Here is a 23,971-nt window from a genome sequence, read left to right as displayed (position 1 = left end):
CTAAGTCCTACCTTTACCTTTCGCACACGCGAGTTATCAATAATTAAAATTTAAGTAATACAATATTATTAATATTATTAAATCCATATCATTACCATACATTATTTGTGGTTTTGTGCGTGTGACCTCAAACAAGTTCCATTGATAATAACCATAAGGTATGAGTGGTCTTATCAGTATCGACGAGAGGATTAGGCGGAAGGTGCTCAGTTGTAGAAATTAGATTCAAGGTACAAAAAAGCCCCTAATGATTAGGGGCTTTGAACAAATATCATTGAGTCGCTTTCGAGCTTATAGCTCAGCTATCAAGGTTATAACTCGGCTATCAAAGTTATTGCTCAGTTTCTTCGATAAGCTCTTGTACTGGTGATGCTGGTTTGTTTTGAGCAAAACCACGCAAGCCAACAACATGTACGTGTTCGTGATCTTTGAAGACCTTACGAACCAGTTTGTAGGTTGTACCTTTCTCTGGGCTAATGTTTTCAGGTGCTGCAATCAGAAGTTGCATACCCAAGCGGTCACACAGTTCAAACAGCGTAGAGATCGACTTAGAATCCAGACGTGCTGCTTCATCAAGGAACAACAAACGACATGGAACGATGTCTTTACTGCGAAGTCGACGAGATTCCTCTTCCCAGCTCTGAATAACCATCAATAGGATTGACTGACCCGTACCGATCGCCTCACCCGTAGACAGTGCGCCCGATTCCGCTTGTAACCAACCATCTGAACCACGGTTAACTTCAACACTCAGCTCTAGGTAGTTACGGTAATCCAGTAGCTCTTCACCCAGAACTTGCGGAGAACGTTGACCCATATCGATATGCGGGTTCACTCGTTGGAACAACTTCGCCATCGCTTCTGAGAAGGTAAAGCGCGTTGATTCAAACAAGTCTTTGTGTTGCTCTTGTTGAGTCGCTAGCCCTGATAGCAAGATCTCGTGGCTTTCACGGATCTTAACGTTCAGACGTACGCCTTTAACCTGACCAAAGTAAATGTTAGACAAACCTTGGTTCAGCATTCGAATACGGTTCTGCTCGCGCTGAATCGTTTTCTTGATGATACTTGCTACGGACTCAGAGCTGATTGCCAGGCGATTTTCACGCTGCGTCAATTCTTCTGTTAGTCGAGCTAGCTCAACTTCCATCTCTTCGATAGCTTCAACCGGATCATCCGTACGAATAATATCCTGACGAATACGCTCGCGAAGGTGTTGGTAAACCGCAATGTAGAACAAAACCTTACGTTCTGGATGCGCGTTGTCTTCAGAGAGACGCAGCGAATCACGTAGGTCGTCATTGTCAGCGACAGCCAGACGTAGCGCACCCAATGACTTGTCTGACATTGAGCGAAGTTCGCCCGCCGTTAGGTAAGCCAGTTCACGCTTGTGTAAACGACGTTCAACGTCATTCTCACGAGCTAAACGAAGTACTGAACACCAGCCTGCTTTTGCTGCAACTACGAAGGTACGAAGCTCTGTGTACTCTTTCTGAACTTTCTTAAGACGCTTGGCCAGTGCTTTCATCTCAAGTTCAGTTGATGTAATCGTACGCTCGTATTCGCTCTTACGCCCACGAGAAGTATGCAGACGTTCGTGCAGTTCATCGCGACGACGTACAGCACGTTCTTCAGCGCCTTCATCAGCATTGACACCAAACTCTTGTAGCTCTTGTTTGAACTCTTGAACCGTTTCTTGTTTCGCTTGATGTGAGCTCTTCAGTGCTGCCAATACTTGGTTGTACTGGTTCATCTGTTCACGAGCTTGTTTCAAGCCATCACGGCCTTTAGCTCGAGCTTGTTCAGCTTGAACCAATTTCGCTTTTAATTGCTCGCTCAGTTCGCTGCTCTTGTTTAGAAGATCAACAGAATCCGCATAGGCAAAGTAGTGACGACGTTCAATCAAGTCAGACAGAGCAAACACTTTACCTTTCAGGCTTTGTAGAGCTTGGTCAGCTTGTTGGTATTGTGCTTCTAGTGTCTCGAACTGTTCAGGGTCTGCGTCTAGTGCAGAAACGATCTGCTCTAAAGACGCCAGTGCCTTGCCATGGTTGTTCAAGTACGACTTAGCTTCGCTCAAGCGCTCTAGTTGCGCTTCTAATTCAGCTAGGCGTTCAGCCAATGTTTCGTCTTCTAAAATACGAACCATTGGTGCTAATTTGTCTAGCGCACCTAATGCCTGCTTGCTTTGTAGTAGCTGACTACGTTGCTGTTGCTCTTTAGAATTTAATTCAGCCAAAGAACGTACAATCTGGTTACGCTTGTCACGAATAGACACTAGTGCCTGTTCAGGGTCAGCGTTAAACGCAACGTGTAGGTGCTTAGCAACAAAACTATTGAATGCTTGGTATAGGCGATTCAGCTTTTGTGCATCAAACGCCGCTTTCGCGTGGTTTTCCACAACAACATCACGCTCTTCACGCAATTTCTCTAAACGTTGTTCACGAGCCGCACGTCCAAACAGAGGGATCTCAGGGAAACGAGAGTAACGCATTTGGCGATCGTTCAGCTGAACACACACCGCGCCCTCTAACTCATCAGCATTGAATGAGCTGTCATCAAATGCGTCGACATCACCTTCAAGGATGTAAAGGTCATCAGGACAATCATCAAGATCCACCAGCTTCTCTTTAATACCATCAAGATCAGAGACCACAATCGCATGACGAGCAGGACCGTACATCGCACTGAAATACGGTGCATCACCAATGGTAATGTCGTCATATATTTCAGAAAGCAGAACGCCACCAAGCGTATCCGCTAAACCTTTCAAACGAGGATCGTTAGAGCCACCCGGAGAAGCTAAGCGTTCAATCTCTTGCTCAAGTTCAGCACGGCGAGTTGCTAACTGATCTTTTGCTACTGATTGAGACTTTTCGCCTTCGAGCACTTGTTGCATTTGAGTCATAACCGCTTGGCTATCTTCTAGCTCAGCTTCTGTTTGATCTCTTAGAACTTCAAGTGCGTCGTTCGCCGTGATCCACGCTGGAGCAATAGACTCAAGTTTTTGAATCTCTTGGTCGTGGTTTTGTTGCACACGACGTTGCTCACTCTTCGCTTCACGCAGCTCTTCTTGAGCGTACTCAAGAGACTCGATCTGCATAACATGGCGTTCACGTTCTTCATCGAAAACCGCTTCGTCAGTCAGTGAGATGTTGTGTTGCTTTTGATATTCAGTCGCAAGCTCTTTTGCTTGACGCTGCTGCGCCACATCACGAGCCATGTCACGGTGCTGAGCACGCCACTGTTGTTCGTTTTCAACAACGTGTTTTGCGTTACGGCCTTTTTCTAAAGCTTGCTTAGCACTGTTAGACGCTTCTTTACGCTCAACGTCACCAACGATGCTTTTAACAAGAGCGAGCGCTTTGTCGAACTGTGCAGACGCAGCAGAAGACATGTCTAGTTTATGCTTAGTCGACAGTAACGTTTGAGTGCTTGATTCTTCTTGTGCTTTTAGCTCAGAAACCAGAGTTAATGCGCTTTCTGCAGTAATAGACTCATCACCAAGTAGCTGCTTCGTTTTCTCTAATGCTTGAACCGCTTGCTGGTATTGAAGCGCACGAGTCTGCTGAACATCCAACGCTTGTTGGTAGTCAGCAAGCTGAGTTTTCAGGCTATCCACTTCTTCTTCAGTAATGGTTGCCTGCTCTTCAGCAAGAAGTACTCGTTCTTGAGCTTCTTCAACCACCATAATCTGTTCTTCTAGACGCTCATTAAGCTCTTCTAAATCTTCACTGTAGCGAGCAATTTTCTCTTGCTGACGAAGTGCAGTTTGAACCAATTGAAGATGATCCGAAGCCGCTTGATAATCTTGCTCTAGTGCCGATTCTTGATCGACCAACAGCTCAAGCTCTTCTTGAACGCGGTTCAACAAGTTGTTTTGATCAAGCAAGGTTTCGCGAGAACCAAATAGTTCACCACGGAACTTCATAGTTTGATCAAGCTTGTTGCGACGATCGTTGGCATGGCGCATGTAATCTGCTGCCACGTAGTTCGTAGATTCCGTGATCAAGTGCTTGAACAAGTCACGATCCGACTGAGTCGTTTTGATCGCTTCTAGCGTCATGCGGTTTTCGCGTAGTGCTGATTCCATGTCTTGGAATGCTTTCTTCACGCCACCATTTTGCGGTAGAAGGTAATCACGCAGAGAACGCGTAATCGCACTAGAAATACCACCGTAAAGTGATGCTTCAATTAAGCGGTAGAACTTAGAACGGTCGCTGCTGTTACGCAATTTCTTCGGTACTACACCGTATTCAAACATCTGTGAGTGGTAATCAACAATCGAAGAAAACGCTTTAAAGTGCGCGCCTTCGTATTGTGCAACCGCCGCTTTTACGTCGTTTAACTGACATACGCGAGCGTGGCTGTCTGAAACGTTCTGAATCAACACATCCGTTGGTTTTACATGACTTGGAAGGCCTTGGATTACGAACGGTTTGATGTCTACTTTCTTATCACGACCCGCTACTTGCTGCAGTTTTACTGCAAACAATAGGCGTTGGTTACGAGAGTTCACCACATCTAGCGCCGCATAACATGCGCCCGGCTGAAGCTTACCGTAAAGGCCTTTATCACGAGATGACTGTGAACTGCCCGCTTCCGTTGTGTTACGGAAATGCAGAAGGCTTTGGTCAGGGATTAATGCTGTGATGAATGCCGCCATTGTGGTCGACTTACCTGCACCGTTACCGCCAGAAAGCGTTGTAACCAATCCATCAATATCAAAAGTACGCGCAAAGAAGCCGTTCCAGTTGATCATGGTTAATGATTGATATTTACCTCTTTCAATCATGCTTCACCTTCTACTTTTGTTTGTTCGCCATCGTTTGACTCAAGGTCAAAGCCGGCTTGATCGTTAAAAATGTCTTGTTGACCGTTTTCATCTACGTCTAGTTCTGATGCGGCTTCTGCCTGCTCTTCATTTAGCAAGCTGCCTTGGTTTGGCTCTTGTGTATGAACCACGGCTTCACCATCACGGATAAGACGTAATTGCGCTTCTTTCATATCGTCGCCAATACGAACGTCAGCACCAAAGCGGAATACCGCTTCACTGATACGGAATTTACCCGTCTCACCAATCGCGATCAGCATGCCGATACGGCGTAGGCGACGTAGAGAAGTACGCACTTTATCAAATAGCTTTTCTTTATCTAAGTCAGAGCCAGAAGCACGGTTGGTTGCCAGCTTCATGAGTTTTTTCTCATCAGCTAGCGCCATTAGCTCTTCAAACAACTCTTGATTGGTGAAGATACCTTCATGTGCCAAGCGTTCTGGGCTTAGGTATAAGAAACACAACACCTTACCAACCAGCATGTCTAGCTCAGACAACACACTACGGCCAATCAGAGATGTAGAACGCGGACGCAGGTAGAAGAAACCCTCCGGCGCTTTTACCAATTCCGTATTGTAGCGTTGGTAAAAATGCTGAAGTTCCACTTCAAAATCAGAAAGCAACGCGTGGTTGTCTAGGTCTTCGGTTGAAACATGCTTACCTGAACGCAGCATGCTATCTAGCGCAGGGAACAACGGGTTCGCTATCGCTTTTACCAGTTTCTCTGGCATGTAATCATCAGTACTTGTTAATGACATTTGCTTGTACCTTTGCACCGAAATCGTTGATTGCCTGCCAATCCGGCTGAATAGCCTGATAGTCAGACTCTGAGTAACCTAAGCGCACGGCTTGGTCGACAACAATTCTGGCTAAATCAAAATGGTGTGTGCGAGGGTGTGCTGCGAGGTAATCGCGTAGCACAAGGCCAAGGTCAATTGGCGCGCCTTGCTGTTTGTGAGCTTTTAACATCTCTGCAATTCGTTCTGAAAGCAGATCATTCACTTGCTCAAATTCTTCGTACTCAACGTCGATTGGCGATTGTCCCATCACTTCATCATCACGAAGCACGAGCGCTTCATCACGAAGATCGGTCAGCTTCTCAGCATCGGCGTAGGTCAATAACCAAGGCGCATCAAAGTAGTCTGTGACTGACTGACGCAAGCGCTGGCTAAAGGCACGGTTTTTGTCCATATCGATAGCGGTACGGATAAATTTGTGAACGTGGCGGTCGTAGCCGATCCACAAGTCGATTGCTTGCTGACCCCAACTGGTGATTCGGTCAAGCTTCATTTGCAAACCGAACAAGGTTTCGCCAACGAACTCGAGTTCATCGTCACCGTAAACAATTTCTTGAATATCGAGGATCTGTGTTTGCAGCTCATCACCCGCCGCTTGCAAGGTATCTTGCAATTCTTTTAGCGTCGCAGAAGTTTCTGATAGCAAAGCTTCACAGTTATTAATCGCTTCTCGCCAGTCCTTATTTAAAAGATCGGCAATTTGCTGCTTAACGGTTTGTTGCTGCTCATCCATAACACGTTGGTTAAGATCAATCTGATCGAAAATTTCACCAACTGAATATTTGAGCACGCCGTAAACGTTCTTTTTCCAATGCCCCGGAGTTCCGCCCTTCTGCGCAGCTTCAATGGCTTTTGCCATCTCATCGGCAACCATAGAAAGCTGAATAGACAGTTTTAATTTAGAGAACTGACGGTGACGTAAGTAATAATCAGAGATACCAACGGCCAACGGTGATAAGCGGTAGATGCTCGCACCATCGGTGATTTCACTGGTAAAGCGGCTGATCAACTTCTGTTTAACTAGCTCATTGATGGCATTGTTGGCACGAAACGCAGACGCTTCGCCAGTATCTTCAAACAGGCGAGTGACAATGGTAAATGCATCGTGCAGTTCACCTTCGCCCAACTCTTCATCGAACCTTTCATTGCTTAGTACTGCGATAGCAATCAAAAATGCTAAGCGCTCTGGTGGCAAGTTTAATGAAAAATCATGCTGCTTGACCCAGCCCACCAACTCATCAATTGGCTGCTCTTCGGCAGTTTGAGTCATTTCACTCATTGTGGTTCCTGTTACTGTTCTTCGTCATATCGAACGTATTAGATATGACGCCTATTTCTTTATGACGCGGGCTTGTTACGATTGCATAGCGCATGTTGTGGCTTCTTTTACCACATTCACCGCAGTTATTGCGCAGGTTTTTGAGCCCAAACGTGAATATAACGGCCTAGCGACAGATATGGCTCTTGGCGACATAGCTGTTTTTCTAGTTCCAATACATCTTCAAATTGGTAATCGCCCATGTACTCCATATTACCTATGTAGTCACTGAAAGAGCGAATGCCTGATTTACCACAGATTTCTAGACCGGCGTCTTCTATCCATTGGTAAACCTCTTCTGGCTTCAAGCCTTTTTGTGGTTGCAGCTTAAACCGTTTTCGATGTGGCATCCCATTCAATACATGAGGAATGTTGCCACAAATCACATTTTTCAGGACTAATCCGTGGTGGTTGTAAAACATTATCGAAGCAACGCCACCGGGGTTTACTTGCTCCAACAATAAATCAAGCGCCTCTTTAGGATCTGCGAGCCATTCCATTACGGCATGAAACATCAAAAAATCGACTTTCTCATCGAGATGTTCTGCGACTTTTTGTACCGGAGAATGGATGAATCGATACTGATCTAACAAACCCGCTTCGCTGATACTTTCTTCTGCTAGCTTCAGCATTTCAGAAGAGAGGTCGCAAAGAGAAACGTTATGCCCAAGCGACGCAATTTTTTGCGACATCTGCGCAAGGCCGCCTCCAGCATCAAGCACATGCAGCGGCGAAGCTGATTGCTCAAATTTGCTCAAAGCTTGTTCTAAATCTTCCCATACGATGATCTGACGGATCTCTCCTTTGTCAGAGCCGTAAATGTTTTTTGCAAATTTGTGGGCAATATCGTCGAAATTACGGTCTTCAGTCACGGCTACTTGAGTTATTATGTCCTATCGTGCCTGCTATTCTGTCACAGGAATTTCAGGAATAAAGAGGCGATGTCTCTTTTTACTACTAAGTGATGTTTTTTCGGACTATTCGGATATGTTTGAGCTGAAAAAAGTAGTGTCTTCGTTACTGATGCCACTGCCAGCAATGTTAATTCTCGCTTTTCTGGGTTTAGCCCTAGTGATGTTTACTACCAAAAGGAAGACGGGTTGCCTAATCACCCTTTCAGCCCTCTGTGGTATTTTCCTCATCGCTTTCCAGCCAGTTTCTAATCAACTTTTAATGCCAATGGAAAGGCAACACACCGCTTTTTTACCTGTCGATGAAACCATCGATTACGTGATGGTTCTCGGAAGTGGTCACGTCGTAGACGACCAAATCCCACCAACATCAGAGCTTAGTCGCACCGGTCTAATGCGTTTAAGTGAAGGGATTCGTATTCTACGCCTTTACCCTGGTGCAAAACTCATTTTGTCGGGCTATGGCGCAGGCACTGAAGTGAGCAATGCTAGAATGATGGCCAAAGTTGCGTTGGCTCTAGGTGTCGCAAAGCCCGATATCATTCTGCTTGAAACAGCGAAAGACACATGGGAAGAAGCCCGCCAAGCCGCTGCGTTCGTTAAAAATAAAAGAATGGTACTGGTAACTTCCGCTAGCCATATGACTCGCGCATTGAATGAATTCCATGCTGCCGGCATGAAGCCATTACCAGCCCCAACCAATTACCTTGCACAAGAAGGGATTGTTGAACCTTGGAATAAGTACATGCCTAAAGCTCTTTACCTTGAGCAAACTGAGCGTTACTGGCACGAAACAATGGGGTTGATGTGGCAAAGCCTGCGTGATTGGCTTGATACAAGCAATGACACCGTTGAAGAACCCATTGTTGTTCCTGAAACATCTCGCTTAGTTGAAGATGACGGTGGTATTTCTGCGGCTCAGCCTCAATAAACTCAACCGAATCAGTAAACTGAATTTTATCAGTAGACATAATCTTACCTGTAGACATAGTCTTATGTTTAGATTCGGCCAGATAGGCAAGACTGATTAACCAAGTAATTTGCAGGTTTCCAGTTCGTAAACAGTAAAAGCTAAGCAATAAAAAAGCCGAGACATCAATGATGTCTCGGCTTTTTACGTTTAAATATCGTTGTTGATTAATCACTCTCGCAGGAAATCAATCACCAGCGAACATGTAACCTTCACCGTGAACCGTTACAAAAATTTGTGGATTCTTAGGGTCAAACTCCATCTTCGCACGCATACGACGGATTAACACATCGATAGTTCGATCGTTTGGAGCATCCACTCGGTGACTGATCATATTCAGAATGCGTTCACGACTTAATACCTGGTTAGGATAAGAAGAGAGCGCAACCAACAGTTCATATTCAGCTTTAGTCAGTTTTACCGGTTCGCCGTTTTTGCTTAGCGCACGACGAGGGATATCAAACGTCCACTCACCAAAACGAACCACAGATTCGTCTTCAGTCTCTTCAACCTTACCTGCTGCTGTTTTACGAGCGGCAGAAATGCGCCAAAGTAGGTTTTTAACTCGAACCAATAACTCGCGAAGTTCGAAGGGTTTAGTAACGTAATCGTCAGCGCCCATTTCAAGGCCAACGATTTTGTCGATGCTATCCGTGCGTCCAGTAACTAAAATAATTCCAATGTCTGATTGACTGCGTAATTCGCGAGTTAGCATCAATCCATCTTCGCCTGGTAAGTTGATGTCCAGCATAATGAGGTCAACGTTGTTTTCTTCTAACACGTTTCTCATTTGAGCGCCGCTTTCTGCTTCGCTTACTGTGTAACCTTCGTTCTGGAAGTATCCGACCAGTTTACTGCGGGTTACCACATCATCTTCTACGACTAATACGTGATAGCTCATCTACACCACTTTTCTTATTTAATAGTTTCAGTGACTATTCTATTCATAACTCGTAACAATTCTAGTGGTACACAAGATAAAAGCCAGAAACATGGATCTTTTTTGATACAAGACAATCTTAAACCTTGCTATTTATCGTCCATCGCAATTCAATATAGGCATTACTACTAACGAGTAACTTTGCGTTTCGCAAATAACCTTGTTATTCAGCCTTGGTGTGCTTATGCACTAGTGACTTCAAGACGCATATAAGTAACACCACAAGACTAAATCAGGATCTAAGAAATGAAAGATACGAAAGCGTTCAACGAGCAAAGAGCAGAAATATACTGGTGGCTATCAAGCTTATTCGCTAAAGAGATCACTCAAGAAGAACTCGATCACTACCACTCTGTTGAAATTCGTTCTTTCCTAACTGGTTTAGGCGAAAATGAAACACTAAAGCCGGCGATCGATAGCCTAGTGGATGCGCTAAACCGCCTACAAACGCGTGAAGATGCTCAACTAGAATTGTCTGCTGACTTCTGTGACTTATTCTTAAAAACAGATAAGCATGGCGCACTTCCTTACGCTTCTATGTATATCGGTGAGACTGGCCTTTTGAATGATAAGCCAGCAAAAGATATGGAAGAGATCATGGCCAAGCACAACTTAGTGGTGAACCAAGACCTAAAAGAACCAGCTGACCACATCGCTATCGAACTCGACTTCCTTGGCAACTTGATCATCCGTTCTAATGAAACGGAGCTTGAAGAAGAGCTAGAAAAATCGTTCATTGTTCAACAGCAATTTATCGAGCAACAACTTCTTACTTGGGTACCAAAGTTCAACGTTAAATGTCATGACGTTGACGAATTCGGTTTCTACGCATCAGTCTCATCTCTGCTACTTGCATTCTGCAAATTGGACACCCAATACCTTGCTGGTGAATAAGCTTATTGGATGACTCGTTAAATAAATTCAGAAGAATGTGACAATTCACCCGGATTTCCGGGTGAATTTTATTGCGAGTAATTTCTAGTCAGTCTAAAATTGTGACCGCAAACGATAAAATATGAAACATTCACGAAATGCTATGCTTATTATAGTTTTGAGCATTTCGGTGTTAAGACAAGCCGCTCAATAGCGGTTTTTTGTTTTTTAGCACTTTAGTACCCAAAGAGCCCTACAAATTTAAGCTCTTAGTTAGGTAGCTTAACGGCTACTTCATTCCGTACTTTGGGAAAGTAGCTTCTAATAGGATAAAACCATGGCCACTATAAAAGATGTCGCTCGCTTAGCAGGCGTATCAACAACAACCGTTTCTCACGTAATCAACAAAACACGTTTTGTTGCAGAAGCGACTCAAGAAAAAGTAAACAAAGCCGTAGACGAACTAAACTACGCGCCGAGTGCTGTTGCTCGTAGCTTAAAATGTAATACAACGCGCACTATCGGCATGCTAGTGACTCAATCAACCAACCTATTCTTCTCTGAAGTTATCGATGGTGTTGAGAGTTACTGTTACCGTCAAGGTTACACTTTGATCTTGTGTAACACTGGCGGTATCTATGAGAAGCAGCGCGACTACATTCGAATGCTTGCAGAGAAACGTGTAGATGGCATCTTGGTTATGTGTTCAGACCTAACTGAAGAATTAAGAGAGATGTTAGACCGTCACGCTGATATCCCTAAAGTTGTCATGGATTGGGGCCCTGAGACCTCTCAAGCCGATAAGATCATTGATAACTCTGAAGAAGGTGGCTATCTGGCAACCAAGTACCTTATTGAACGCGGTCATTCTAAGATTGCTTGCTTAAGTGGCCACTTAGACAAAGCAGCATGTGTAGAACGTATTGCAGGTTACAAACGTGCGTTGGGTGAAGCCCAAATAGCTACTGATGAGCGTCTAATCATTGAAGGCAACTTTGAGTGTGATACCGCTGTGATTGCTGCTGATCAAATTATTAAAATGGAAGATCGCCCTACAGCCGTATTCTGTTTTAACGACACCATGGCACTTGGCCTAATGAGTCGCTTACAACAACAAGGTATTCGTATCCCTGAAGATATTTCAGTGATTGGTTACGATAACATCGAGTTAGCTGAATACTTCTCTCCACCATTGACCACGGTTCACCAACCGAAGCGTCGTGTTGGTAAGAATGCATTCGAAATTTTGTTAGAACGCATCAAAGACAAAGACCATGAAAAACGTGTATTCGAAATGCACCCTGAAATTGTTGAGCGAAGCACAGTTAAAACGTTAAATTAATTGATAAATTCAGTTTAGTTTAATCAAGCGCACCTTTAGGTGCGCTTTTTTTATCAACAACATCAATGAACCTGGTATCATACTGGAAAGATCATTAATTGAAGCGATATCACATTTTGAAATAACAAGTGTGAGCCTCATTCAACAAAAACTTTATTCTATTTAATCAGTCACGCACAGGGCAAACCACTCGAAAGAGTGAGACGCAAAGCTTCCGGCCTAAACCACTCGTTGGTATGGTAGCGGGGTTACCGATGGCAAAATGCAGTAGTTATTAATAATTTAGTAATTTACGGCTTATTGACAATTTAGTTGCAACATTTTGCTAATCTCTCGGACCTGCTTATTTGGTGGCGTAGTTCAAATACACCGAGATAAATAACATGGATAAACCGATACTAAAGGATTCAATGAAATTATTTGAATCCCTAGGAAAAATAAAATCACGCTCGATGTTTGGTGGCTTCGGTCTTTTTGCTGATGACACTATGTTTGCTCTGGTTGTAAATGACCAGCTGCACATACGAGCAGACAAATGCACAACGAAACAGTTCGAACAACAAGGGTTTCAACCGTACGTCTACAAAAAACGTGGTTTCCCTGTCGTTACTAAATATTTCGCTTTACCCGAAGGCCTGTGGCAAGACCAAGAGAAAATCTTGCAGCTTGCAACGACGTCTCTGGGTTTTGCTAAAGAAGAAAAAGCTGAGCAATCTTCAGCTAAGCCTACTCGACTCAAAGATCTGCCCAACCTTCGACTCGCCACTGAGCGTATGTTGAAAAAAGCAGGGATCGATTCCGTAGAACGTTTATATGAATCTGGCTCTGTAAACGCATTTAACGCCATCAAAGAATCACATGCGTCTTCTGTCAGTATTGAACTACTTTGGGCGCTAGAAGGCGCGATCAATGGCACACATTGGTCTGTTATACCGCAGCAGCGTCGTGAAGAGCTTATCAATCGCGTCAATTAACATTGTCAGTGCAAATTATCTATATAACTAAGCCGCATTTACTGCGGCTTTTTTTATTTCGACAAAACTAGTCTTGTGTATAGCTTGACCACTGCGTTCAAAAAGATGGACGGTAATAGTATTTGTAATCCACTTTAACCATCGGAATGAAGTTAATTTCTCCAGAGGCATCCATTATTTCTTTTACTTTGATGGTACCGTTTTTAATTTCAAACGAGCGTACATCTACTTTTTCAGAGGCTTGCGGTAAGATTTTGCTCAATTCATATGAGCGCTTACTATTTATATCCATCCAGATTTGTTTTCCAGATTCGTAAGCCTGTGATTGGCTCGCCACTACATCGCCTTTAAAGACTTTAGACTCAACAGCCGTCCGGTGATAGACGCCCGAACCCATCGCTTGGAAAGAGAATAGGCCTGTTGTAGCAATAACCGTAATCATTGATAATAATTTCATAGCTAGCTCCTTAGTTGTCTGCCTGAATAATTATCTAAAACAATCTTCATGCCACGATTGTTACGTATATAGAACGAGCCAAGACCAAAACTCTTTCAAATTTTTGTTACTTTTTACGTGGTACAAATTATTACTATAAAAATAGTTTATACAAAACAAGTCTCTAGCCGAGAGCCACAACCTTCTCATCAACAAATCTTTTTCCACTTCTATTTCGCCAATACTTGTCGCTAACATAAGACTAAGCAATTAGCCTAGCTGCTCGACCCCGCAGCACCATCTAGAATAAATAGTTTTTATTAACTGGTGAAAGTTAATCTATGCTTTGCCTGTCTATCTATACTAATGGTATACATTGAAAATTTAGAGGAAGTATCAATGAGTAAGAAAATGATATTGGGTATTGTGTTGGTCGTAACCATCGTCTTGTTAGGCGTCAATTTCGGCCAATACCTAACGCTTGAAAATGCCAAGGCCCAACAAGCAGTTTTAAATGACTACATTGATAGCAACTTCATTGCTGCCGCTGCTATCTATTTTGTCGCGTATGTAATGATTACTGCTTTCTCAATTCCTGGTGCTGCTGTTGTGACCCTGTTAGGAGCTGCGCTATTTGGTTTCTGGAATAGTTTGCTGCTGGTCTCTTTCGCCAGTGCCATCGGTGCAACCCTCGCATTTCTAAGTAGCCGCTACCTTTTACGTGACTGGATCCAAACCAAATTTGGTGACAAATTAGCAACGATTAACAAGGGCGTTGAAAAAGACGGAGCATTTTACTTGTTTTCTCTGCGTCTGATTCCTGTATTCCCATTTTTCCTTATCAATCTATTGATGGGTCTAACACCGATGTCCGTGAGTCGTTACTACATCACGAGTCAAATAGGGATGTTACCGGGTACCGCTGTTTTCTTGAATGCTGGTACTCAACTCGCGGAAATTGATTCACTTTCGGGTATCGTGTCCCCTTCAGTACTATTGTCATTTGCCTTACTGGGTGTATTCCCAATCATTGCTAAGTGGTTGATGAATAAATTTCGCTCAGCACCTGTGGCTGAATAACGCATATAGCCAGATAAGGTTCTATCTCAATGAAAATCTTCAGTGCATCGAATCCGACAGAAGCCCACATCATTTGTGGATTACTAGAAAGTGTGAATATTGCGTGTGAAGTCCGTGGTGAAGGGTTATTCGGTTTGAAAGGGGAAATCCCATTTACCGAAGAGACTGACCCTTACGTATGGTTATATGAGCCAGAATTGGCGAGCAAAGCCCGGGCAGTTGTTAATGACTACCAGAAACAGCAAGATTCAATCATTTATGAAGAGTGGCGTTGCGGAGAATGTCATGAAGTCAACGAAGCACAATTCGGTTCTTGTTGGCAGTGCGGTGCTGCTTCACCTGAATAGCAGGTTTTGAAAGGTAAAGTGGCTCCAACGGCCTTTTATAACCACTCGGTCAGATACCTCCTCCAAATAAAAACGGGAAGCTAAAATTAGCTTCCCGTTTTTGTCTCAATTCTATTCGAGCGTCTGTTCTGATGAAGAATCGAGATAATCACTGAATTTGCTTTTGAATAAAAGCGATAGATCGTTGATTGAATTCTTCAGGGTTTTCTACGTTACATACGTGTCCACAATTCGGAATTTCTACTAGCTCGCTCGACTTATGCGCCTCTACCATTTCTTTTACTGGCTTGATGAACATGTAGTCGCGCTCGCCCATCAAATACAAAGTTGGAATCGGCAACTCTCGGTCTTTGAAGTACTTCATCAATGGGTTCACATCAGCCGTAAGGATAAACCAGCGTTTAAACTCTTTTTGGCACAGCTTTTTGGCTTCGCGGATAAACAGGTGACGTGATTCTTTTTGGCTTTTTTGTGGCATCACAACGTAAGCAAAAAGGCTGTATAACCACATATAAGGAATGATGTGCTTACTCAAGTTACCCAACTTGATTAAGACTTGAGAGCGAGTGTTGAGTTTGGTCACGGCACCACCTAGCACCATTGAACGTACTCGACCAGCCGCTAGCTCTGCGACATTACGGACAATAATCGTGCCCAAAGACATGCCTACAAAGTGTGCAGAACGGATTTTCAGATGGTCTAACACTTTAAGAATATCAAGCGTCACCGATTTGAACGTATAACGATTCGAAATCAGCCCTTTGAGGATATTGTCTGATTTACCATGCCCTCTCAAATCAATGAGAAGCAAGTTGAAGTGCTGTTTATAAGCTTTGATCTGCTTAAACCAGATGGAGGAACTGCCTCCTGCGCCATGCACAAATACAACCCACTCATCGCTCGTAGGGTGAGTAAATGTTTTATGAAATAGTAGACTCTCAGACATACCTATCGCTTTAATTATTGGAATGGAGCTCTGCCTCATCACAAGGCGATGGCTAAGGATATCACGCAATCAAGAAATTTAAGTGATAATAGTGTCAAACCTAACATTAGTCATGTGAATACCTACCCCACCTTTTCTACCTGACTAAAATGAGTTTGCAAGTTTTGTCTTCCTAAACGTGATGTGATCTGACCAGAAAACAAAAAGGCACTCTACTATCAGAGCGCCTTCTACTATTAAGTTCAGTTGTTATACATCAGCTTATTTTACAGCTAATTCAGCACGTTAAAATGCAGAATGGTACATCGTAAGGTATTCTTTTGCCGCATCTTCCCAACTAAAATCTTGTTGCATCGCGTAAAGTTGAACACGCTTAATTTCAGCGGGGTTTTGTGCATAAAGTAGTAATGAACGATGCAATACTGCCAGTAACGCTTGCGGTGTTGGCTCTTCAAAAGCAAAGCCGGTCGCTATCTCGGGATCCTGATCGTAATCATTCACACTGTCTTTTAAACCGCCCACAGAGCGAACAATCGGTAACGTACCGTAAGCCATGCTGTAGATTTGGTTTAAGCCACAAGGTTCGAACTCCGAAGGCATCAAGAAGAAATCAGAACCCGCTTCAACTAAGTGCGCAAGCTCATTATTATACGCTTCTACAAACGAGAACTTATCTGAGTGAAGTGCCGACAGCTCTTTCAGCTGACTCGCTAAAACTGGATCACCAGTACCGACAATCACGATCTGAAGATCGTTTTTCAAAAACTGTTCGATGATAGGCAGTAAGTAATGAACACCTTTCTGATTAGTCAAACGACAAACCATGCCATAAACCGCACAATCGGTGACGGGGAGGCCAACATCTTGTTGCAGTTTTTGCTTACAAGCTGACTTCCCACGAACCATGCTGTGCTTTGTCGCTTTGAATTTACGAGGGAGGAAAGCGTCCGTTTCCGGGTTCCAAGCTCCGTAATCACAACCATTCAAAATGCCAAAAAGATCCACGGATCTGTACTGGAATTCTGCTGCCATACCGTGACTGCCTAATTCCGTTTTCAACTCCTCGGCATACGTTGGACTTACTGCGTTCACCTTATCAGCACACATCACGCCGGCTCTCAGCATAGTGACATGCGTGTCACTCACTGAAGCTTCAGGCACATTGTAGCTATGCATTTCTGGTAGAAATTGCAGTTCATCGTATGCGAACACACCTTTGAAAACTGCGTTGTGAATTGAGATAACACTGCGCGTATTTTCAAAGAAATCATGTTGTTGATAACGTGATTTAAGCAAAAAAGGAACAAAGCCTGTATGCCAGTCATTTGCATGAATGATATCAGGTTGGAAGCCAAGCTTAGGAAGCATATCAAGGCAGGCTGCACTGAAGAACGAGAAACGCTCTCCGTTATCTGCGTAAGCTTGATTATTTTCTGCGTACATTTCTGGACGGTCGAAATATTTGGCACATTCGATACCAAACACTTGAACACCTTCTACACTCAGTTTTTTGACTTGGTAAGCGGTATGAGGCCAATGATCGAGCTCGGTCGATAAAATGACTTCGGCTGCATCAATGTTTGGAATGTTTCTATACGCGGGGATAGTCACTCGAACGTCCTGTTCGAGTGTTTGTAACGCTTTCGGCAGTGCCTTGGCTACATCAGCCAAGCCACCACTTTTAATCAAGCCTTCAACTTCAGACGCTACAAAAAGTACCGAGAGAGTTTTAGTAACCAACTCGCGCTCCTTTAGAAATAACAACTACACCATCGTCAGATACGTGATAATGCTTTTTGTCTTCCGTCAGGTTTACACCAATTTGAGTGCCCGGCGCGATGTCTGCATCTTTATCAATGATAACGCGACGAAGTATACAACCCTCTCCCACCTTCACATCACCTAATAAAATACTCTCACTAATATCACACGCTGATGCGATATTGCTGCGGAAGCCTAAAACACTCTTTTCAATACGCGAACCACGTACGTAACTACCGCTACACACAAGACTATCAATGATCTGAATTCGACCATTAGCCGAGTCAGTAAACGTCGCTGGTGGTAGTGGCGGATAGTAAGTGTGTAGAGGCCATTTACGGTTGTATAGCGAGAATGGTGCATCTTTCTTAAGAAGGTCCATATGTGCTTGCCAGTACGCATCAATCGTACCTACATCGCGCCAGTAAACTTCTTCTTTCTCACCAGTAATGCGGTTGGTGCTGAAATCATAAACAAACACATCACCGCGTGGGAACATGTTTGGAATAATGTCTTTCCCGAAGTCATGTGAAGATTCAGGTTTATCTGCATCTTCCGTTAGTTCAGCAAAAAGTTCTTTCGCTTCAAACACGTAGTTGCCCATTGAAACGAGCGCTGACTCTGGGTCTCCCGGAATCGACTTAGGATTTGCAGGCTTCTCTTCAAAGCCAATCATACGGCCTTCCGCATCCACCTCGATAACACCGAATTCTGATGCTTCAGCAAGCGGCATACGCAGTGCAGAAACGGTTAACGCTGCTTTCTTTTCTTTATGGAAATCAAGCATTTGTTTGATGTCCATTTTATAGATATGGTCAGAACCAAAAATACAGACTTGATCAGGTTCTTCCAGCTCCATAAAGCCCATATTTTGGTAGATAGCATCTGCTGTGCCTTCATACCAACGCTTTCCTTTACGCATTTGCGCAGGAATTGGGTCGATAAAACGATCTGTGATGCCACTGATATTCCAACCTTTTTTCATGTGGTGGAACAGAGATTGTGACTTAAATTGTGTTAATACGTAGATCTTCATAAGATCAGCATTAACGAAGTTGTTCAAAGCGAAATCAATTAAGCGGTAACTACCACCGAAAGGAACCGAGGGTTTGCTGCGAGATTCAGTCAAAGGTCTTAAGCGAGAGCCTTCACCACCAGCAAGAATCATTCCCAATACACCAGCCATTTTATTCTCCATATATCTATAGCTTGTCGATGTCAGTACTCGTAGAGGTGTCTTCCTCTGGGGGATGAGCACTAACACTTATTTCGGTACTTAACGAATATTCATTCACATACAGTGACAATATCCTAAGCCAAACGTTGTTATGCGTGCACTATTCTTTGCACTTGGTTTTATATACGTTATCGACTTTTCGGTCGATTTCAATTTTTAATACGCCATTCTGTGCTATGTAAGCTGATTGCTTTCCTAAGACTTAAAGCAGCTCACACTACACCGTGCGGGCGAAACATTACATTAACACCCGTCACACATCAGGTATACAACTAAACACTGATCTTTGAGTTACAATATTTGAATTAAGTTACATTCTCGTTAAAGTTGCATAAGAAGATATAATTAATCATCTCCATTTATTTTACCCTGTGAATTTAATAAATTCTCGCAATCGACACAGCAAATCAACCAGTTGCATAATTAGTCGTATTTTGGTCAAAAAAAAACAGCCTAATGGCTGCTTTTTTTCAAATAACGTTCAGTTACTTCTCTTTAGGCTTTTTACGTTTATCCGTAATTTCCCACTTACCATCGATGTACAACGCAGTCCAACCAGATGGTTTGCCATCCGCTTCAGTACGAACGTAGTTCTCTTTTGTCTTACGACTAAAACGAACGACTGTCGGCTTGCCATCAGGATCAGCAACTGGTGCTGATGTCAGGTATTGGAATTTAGGTGAAATACGGTCTTTAAAACGCACCAGTTCTTCCACTAATGGCGCACGTGTTTCACGTGATTTAGGAAAGTTGCTCGCAGCCATAAATAGACCAGAAGCACCGTCACGAAGTACGAAGTACGCATCTGAGTTTTCACATGGAAGTTCAGGGAAATGCACTGGGTCTTCTTTAGGTGGCGCTACTTCGCCATTTCTCAGAATCTTACGAGTGTTCTTACAATCTTCACTCGTACAGTCCATGTATTTACCGAAACGACCGTTCTTCAGAACCATGTCAGAACCACATTTGTCACACTCAACAAGTGGACCATCGTAGCCTTTGACTTTGAATTCACCGTGTTCAACCACATAACCTTCACAGTTAGGGTTGTTACCACACACGTGCATCTTACGCTTATCATCAATCAGATAAGCATCCATTGCCGTTTCACAAATAGGACAACGCTTTTTCGCTCGAAGTGCTGCTGTTTCAACGTCTTCTTCAAGAACGTTGATAATACCTTCTTCATCACCAAGGTTGATTGTTGTCTTACAACGCTCTTTTGGTGGAAGTGCATAACCAGAACAACCTAGGAATACGCCTGTCGAAGCTGTACGAATACCCATTTTACGGCTACAAGTTGGACACTCAATATCGGTTTCTACGATATGATTTGGCTTCATGCCACCAGCGTCTTCGTCTAGATCCGCTTTTTCCAAATCGCCAGTAAAGTCTTCGAAGAAGTTATCTAGCACGCCTTTCCAGCTTGCTTCGCCTTCTGCAATTTGGTCTAACTTCTGCTCCATACGAGCAGTAAAGTCATAGTTCATTAGATCATTGAAACTGCCATCTAGACGGTCAGTAACAATTTCACCCATCTTCTCAGCATAGAAACGGCGCTGTTCAACTTTTACATAACCGCGATCTTGAATCGTCGAGATGATTGATGCGTAAGTTGAAGGACGACCAATACCGCGTTTCTCAAGCTCTTTAACTAGCGCAGCTTCAGTGAAACGTGCTGGTGGCTTAGTGAAGTGCTGTTTAGGGTCGAGTGCGATCAAGTCTAGCTTTTCACCAACCTGTACAGCAGGAAGAATAGTATCTTCATTTTTGCCCATTGGACGTTGAACGCGAGTCCAACCGTCAAACTTAAGAATACGGCCTTTCGCTTTTAACGTGTACTCATCCGCTTTAACGCTTACTGTCGTTGAATCGTATTGCGCAGGTGTCATTTGACAAGCAACGAATTGATTCCAAATCAGTGAATATAGCTTGTGTGCGTCTGCGTCTACGCCGTTTAGGTCTTCCGACTTAACATCTACACTTGAAGGACGAATCGCTTCGTGGGCCTCTTGAGCGCCCTCTTTGCTGCCGTATACAAGTGCTTTAGGTGGCAGATATTGCGCGCCGTACTCAGAACCAATGTATTCACGAGCGGCTTCTACAGCTTCTGAACTCAAGTTGGTTGAGTCAGTACGCATATAAGTGATGTAACCCGCTTCATACAAACGTTGAGCCAGCATCATGGTTTTCTTCACGCCGTAACCAAGACGCGTACTCGCCGCTTGTTGCAGCGTAGACGTGATGTAAGGTGCAGACGGCTTACTCTTAGTAGGGCGGTCTTCACGTTTACATACTTCGTATTGAGCTTTTTCTAAAACGCTAACTGCAGCTTGTGTTTGCGCTTCATTATCAGGTTTAAACGCAACACCGTCTTTCTGAGCGACTTGCAGTCTGAAATCTGTTTTCTCTGCTGTTTTGGTATCAGCATGCACATCCCAGAACTCTTCGGGGATAAAAGCGTTGATCTCGCGCTCGCGCTCAACCAGTAGTTTTACAGCGACTGATTGAACACGGCCAGCGGATAGGCCTCGTGCGACTTTCTTCCAAAGCAGTGGTGACACCATAAAGCCAACAACACGGTCCATAAAACGTCGTGCTTGTTGTGCGTTTACGCCATCAATGTTTAGCTCACCTGGAGTTTCAAAAGCTTGTTGAATAGCATTTTTAGTGATTTCGTTAAAAACCACTCGCTTGTATCGCGTTTCATCACCACCGATGATCTCACGAAGGTGCCATGCGATAGCTTCTCCTTCGCGGTCCAAATCGGTTGCGAGATAAACATGGTCTGCGTTCTCAGCCAGTTTTTGCAATTCAGCAACGACTTTTTCTTTACCAGGTAAAATTTGGTAGTTCGCTTCCCACTCTTGATATGGGTTGATACCCATCTTTTTAATGAGAGCTTTGCGATCTTTTTCTTTCTTGATACGAGCTTTATCTTCTGGGCTCATACCCTTGGTTGAAACTGCAGCAGCCTTTTGACCAGTACTTTGACCCGCCGTTGGTAAATCACGTACGTGACCTACACTCGACTTAACGACAAAGTCTTTGCCAAGATATTTATTGATAGTTTTAGCCTTGGCTGGCGACTCCACTATAACGAGCGATTTACCCATATTGACTCTAACGTCCTTAATCACGATGCTTCAGCACCAACAATTTAGCTTGTGGGCTTTTACGCATGATATTCTAAATTCATTGCTTCTTTTTTTACTATTGTGCGAGATTACTAGAAGATCAACCGCTTTTTTCAAAATTGGATCTGATCGCTCGACAATTCGACGACTCATAGAGAAAAGGGGCACAATATAAAGAAGCTATAAAGTACTCACTAAGAATACTTGCAAGAGCCTATTCATCAGGCATTACGTCTAAACGGGCTCATACTAAGCTTGTCCGCGAATCTAACGCGAGCCCCATTCAATTATTTTTGCCGTAAATCACAAAATAAATTGTGGATGTTTGAAAAGACTCTCTTAATCGGTTGTGAAATCATTGAATTTCTAGTTCGACACCATAAACTCAACGTTATATTCAGTTATCAGAGATAAACTCATGACAAAGAAAGTAATAGCAGAATTTGATTTACTGCTTATCGCAAACCAAATTATCCAATCACATGATGACTACATTGAAGGCATGCGCGCAAACAGCGTAGTAGAAAAAGACGATGTCCTCATCTTCAAAGGTGAATACTTCTTAGACAGCTATGGAATGCCGACAGAGAATACAACCGCAGTATTTAACATGTTTAAATACTTAGCGCACCATCTTTCAAAAGAATTTACGCTTCAACAATAACGAAAAAGCTTGCCATTTAGGCAAGCTTTTTTACTTCCTGGACCTTTATATGCTTAGCATTTTTATTGACTCAGCATTTTCAGCTTGTCGAAGTAGTCAGGGAAAGTCTTTGAAGTACAACCTGGATCATTAATTGTCACAGGAGTATCGCTCAAGGCAACCAGCGAGAAGCACATCGCCATACGGTGATCATCATAGGTGTCGATCGCCGCATGTGTCAGTTGAGCAACAGGGTTAACGATGATGTAATCTTCACCTTCTTCGACCTCTGCGCCAACTTTACGAAGCTCTGTAGCCATAGCCGCTAAGCGATCGGTCTCTTTCACACGCCAGTTGTAAACATTACGGATTGCCGTTGTACCTTTAGCAAACAAAGCTGTCGTTGCGATAGTCATCGCTGCATCTGGGATATGGTTATAGTCCATATCGATGCCTTTCAGCTCACCACAACGAGAGATCACGTAGTCGTCACCCCATTCGATTTCTGCACCCATTTTCTCAAGCGCATCAGCAAATTGGATATCACCTTGGATACTGTTTTTACCAATACCCGTTACTTTAATCTCACCGCCTTTAATCGCTGCGGCAGCAAGGAAGTATGACGCAGATGATGCATCACCCTCAACCAAGAAATCACCCGGTGCTGAGTAAGATTGCCCAGTCGGAATTACGAACTCTTGGTAATCGTTGTTGATCACATCCACACCAAATTGTTTCATAATGTGTAGCGTGATATCGATGTAAGGTTTAGAAACCAATTCACCCTCAATTTTGATGGTTACCTCACCTTCAGCTAAAGGCGCAGCCATCAAAAATGCCGTCAAAAATTGGCTAGAGATAGAACCATCGATTGAAACCGTACCGCTTTTAAGGCCAGTACCCGTGATCTTCAATGGTGGGTAATTTTCGTTTTCTAGGTATTCAACGTCGGCGCCGGCTTCTTGCAGTGCAGTCACTAAGTGACCGATTGGTCGCTCTTTCATGCGAGGCTCGCCAGTCAGAACATATTCACCACGCCCCAAACAAAGTGCAGCAGCCAGCGGGCGCATCGCCGTACCCGCATTGCCTAAGAAAAGCTCTAGGGCTTTGTCACTTGAGAATGCACCACCCACACCCGTCACTTCACAGACGGTTTTATCTGCAGACAGCTGATAATCAACACCTAATTGCGTCAAAGCATTCAGCATATGGCGAATATCATCACTGTCTAGTAAGTTTGTTAGGCGCGTGGTTCCCGTTGAAAGTGCAGCCAAAAGAAGCGCACGGTTGGAAACACTTTTTGAGCCAGGTAGATTAACTTCCCCGCTCACTTTTTGAATTGGTTGTAACGTAAGGCTTTCCATTAAATCTTATAGTCCTTGTACCACCCGAAGTCACTGGCGCGTATTTATTTTCGGGTGATGAATA

At 43.6% G+C, this 23,971-nt stretch carries 18 protein-coding genes and 1 riboswitch; of the genes, 7 read left to right on the top strand and 11 right to left on the bottom strand.

The window, feature by feature from the left end; all coding sequences use genetic code 11:
• Positions 1 to 331 precede the first annotated feature (331 nt).
• From mukB to cmoM, 4 genes are all read right to left on the bottom strand, one after another.
• Complete coding sequence (mukB, locus tag L3V35_RS14515; protein WP_237300147.1) at positions 332 to 4,792, bottom strand: chromosome partition protein MukB; 4,461 nt, start codon at positions 4,790 to 4,792, stop codon at positions 332 to 334.
• On the bottom strand, positions 4,789 to 5,589 hold the full coding sequence (gene mukE / locus L3V35_RS14510) for a chromosome partition protein MukE (RefSeq protein WP_237300146.1): 801 nt from the start codon (positions 5,587 to 5,589) through the stop codon (positions 4,789 to 4,791). The genes mukB and mukE overlap by 4 nt, the downstream gene beginning before the upstream one ends.
• The gene (gene mukF, locus L3V35_RS14505; protein WP_171327784.1) at positions 5,570 to 6,907 is read right to left on the bottom strand and encodes a chromosome partition protein MukF; all 1,338 of its coding nucleotides are present in this window, start codon (positions 6,905 to 6,907) and stop codon (positions 5,570 to 5,572) included. The genes mukE and mukF overlap by 20 nt, the downstream gene beginning before the upstream one ends.
• A gap of 125 nt (positions 6,908 to 7,032) precedes the next feature.
• The gene (cmoM, locus tag L3V35_RS14500) at positions 7,033 to 7,818 is read right to left on the bottom strand and encodes a tRNA uridine 5-oxyacetic acid(34) methyltransferase CmoM (protein ID WP_145565062.1); all 786 of its coding nucleotides are present in this window, start codon (positions 7,816 to 7,818) and stop codon (positions 7,033 to 7,035) included.
• 115 nt (positions 7,819 to 7,933) lie between these two features.
• On the opposite strand from cmoM, the gene elyC reads away from it, so the two are divergent.
• Positions 7,934 to 8,788: an envelope biogenesis factor ElyC gene (gene elyC / locus L3V35_RS14495; RefSeq protein WP_102442061.1), complete on the top strand. Its 855-nt coding sequence runs from the start codon at positions 7,934 to 7,936 to the stop codon at positions 8,786 to 8,788.
• A gap of 226 nt (positions 8,789 to 9,014) precedes the next feature.
• On the opposite strand, the gene torR is transcribed toward elyC, so the two are convergent.
• Positions 9,015 to 9,728 (bottom strand): two-component system response regulator TorR, encoded by a 714-nt coding sequence (torR, locus tag L3V35_RS14490; protein WP_004736453.1) that lies wholly within the window; start codon positions 9,726 to 9,728, stop codon positions 9,015 to 9,017.
• 285 nt (positions 9,729 to 10,013) lie between these two features.
• Here torR and torD point away from each other — a divergent pair, with 285 nt between their 5' ends.
• From torD to L3V35_RS14475, 3 genes are all read left to right on the top strand, one after another.
• Positions 10,014 to 10,661: a molecular chaperone TorD gene (gene torD / locus L3V35_RS14485; protein ID WP_004736450.1), complete on the top strand. Its 648-nt coding sequence runs from the start codon at positions 10,014 to 10,016 to the stop codon at positions 10,659 to 10,661.
• A gap of 316 nt (positions 10,662 to 10,977) precedes the next feature.
• The gene (purR, locus tag L3V35_RS14480; protein ID WP_237300145.1) at positions 10,978 to 11,982 is read left to right on the top strand and encodes an HTH-type transcriptional repressor PurR; all 1,005 of its coding nucleotides are present in this window, start codon (positions 10,978 to 10,980) and stop codon (positions 11,980 to 11,982) included.
• Positions 11,983 to 12,152: 170 nt separating this feature from the next.
• Positions 12,153 to 12,238: riboswitch (cyclic di-GMP riboswitch) on the top strand.
• A 127-nt stretch (positions 12,239 to 12,365) separates the two neighbouring features.
• The gene (locus L3V35_RS14475; protein ID WP_004736448.1) at positions 12,366 to 12,956 is read left to right on the top strand and encodes a TfoX/Sxy family DNA transformation protein; all 591 of its coding nucleotides are present in this window, start codon (positions 12,366 to 12,368) and stop codon (positions 12,954 to 12,956) included.
• Between the two features lie 97 nt (positions 12,957 to 13,053).
• Here the strand turns inward: L3V35_RS14475 and L3V35_RS14470 are convergent, their stop codons facing one another.
• Positions 13,054 to 13,413, bottom strand: a complete 360-nt coding sequence (locus tag L3V35_RS14470) for a DUF3316 domain-containing protein (RefSeq protein ID WP_237300144.1) — start codon at positions 13,411 to 13,413, stop codon at positions 13,054 to 13,056.
• A gap of 378 nt (positions 13,414 to 13,791) precedes the next feature.
• Between L3V35_RS14470 and L3V35_RS14465 the strand changes: the two genes are divergently transcribed.
• Positions 13,792 to 14,472: a TVP38/TMEM64 family protein gene (locus tag L3V35_RS14465; protein WP_004736447.1), complete on the top strand. Its 681-nt coding sequence runs from the start codon at positions 13,792 to 13,794 to the stop codon at positions 14,470 to 14,472.
• A 29-nt stretch (positions 14,473 to 14,501) separates the two neighbouring features.
• Entirely contained in the window at positions 14,502 to 14,819 is a 318-nt protein-coding gene (locus L3V35_RS14460; RefSeq protein WP_017078165.1) for a DUF2007 domain-containing protein, read from the top strand.
• 148 nt (positions 14,820 to 14,967) lie between these two features.
• Here the strand turns inward: L3V35_RS14460 and L3V35_RS14455 are convergent, their stop codons facing one another.
• The 4 genes from L3V35_RS14455 to topA form a co-directional block, all read right to left on the bottom strand.
• Positions 14,968 to 15,765, bottom strand: coding sequence for an alpha/beta hydrolase (locus L3V35_RS14455; RefSeq protein ID WP_054547286.1), 798 nt, complete (start codon positions 15,763 to 15,765; stop codon positions 14,968 to 14,970).
• Positions 15,766 to 16,050: 285 nt separating this feature from the next.
• Positions 16,051 to 17,505 carry a glycogen synthase GlgA gene (gene glgA / locus L3V35_RS14450; RefSeq protein ID WP_171310796.1) on the bottom strand — a complete coding sequence of 485 codons (1,455 nt, stop codon included), beginning with the start codon at positions 17,503 to 17,505 and terminating at the stop codon, positions 16,051 to 16,053.
• A complete protein-coding gene (gene glgC, locus L3V35_RS14445) occupies positions 17,495 to 18,724 on the bottom strand; it encodes a glucose-1-phosphate adenylyltransferase (protein ID WP_076648142.1) in 1,230 nt (409 codons plus the stop codon). The genes glgA and glgC overlap by 11 nt, the downstream gene beginning before the upstream one ends.
• A gap of 524 nt (positions 18,725 to 19,248) precedes the next feature.
• Complete coding sequence (gene topA / locus L3V35_RS14440) at positions 19,249 to 21,879, bottom strand: type I DNA topoisomerase (protein WP_054547284.1); 2,631 nt, start codon at positions 21,877 to 21,879, stop codon at positions 19,249 to 19,251.
• 439 nt (positions 21,880 to 22,318) lie between these two features.
• Here topA and L3V35_RS14435 point away from each other — a divergent pair, with 439 nt between their 5' ends.
• Positions 22,319 to 22,564 carry a YciN family protein gene (locus L3V35_RS14435; protein WP_237300143.1) on the top strand — a complete coding sequence of 82 codons (246 nt, stop codon included), beginning with the start codon at positions 22,319 to 22,321 and terminating at the stop codon, positions 22,562 to 22,564.
• 62 nt (positions 22,565 to 22,626) lie between these two features.
• Here L3V35_RS14435 and aroA read toward each other — a convergent pair whose 3' ends face one another.
• Positions 22,627 to 23,907, bottom strand: coding sequence for a 3-phosphoshikimate 1-carboxyvinyltransferase (gene aroA / locus L3V35_RS14430; RefSeq protein WP_017078162.1), 1,281 nt, complete (start codon positions 23,905 to 23,907; stop codon positions 22,627 to 22,629).
• Positions 23,908 to 23,971: the final 64 nt, after the last annotated feature.

The sequence above is a fragment of the Vibrio sp. L5-1 genome, assembly GCF_021728315.1.
Lineage (GTDB): Bacteria > Pseudomonadota > Gammaproteobacteria > Enterobacterales > Vibrionaceae > Vibrio > Vibrio splendidus_K.
This window is presented reverse-complemented; position numbering and strand designations above follow the sequence as displayed.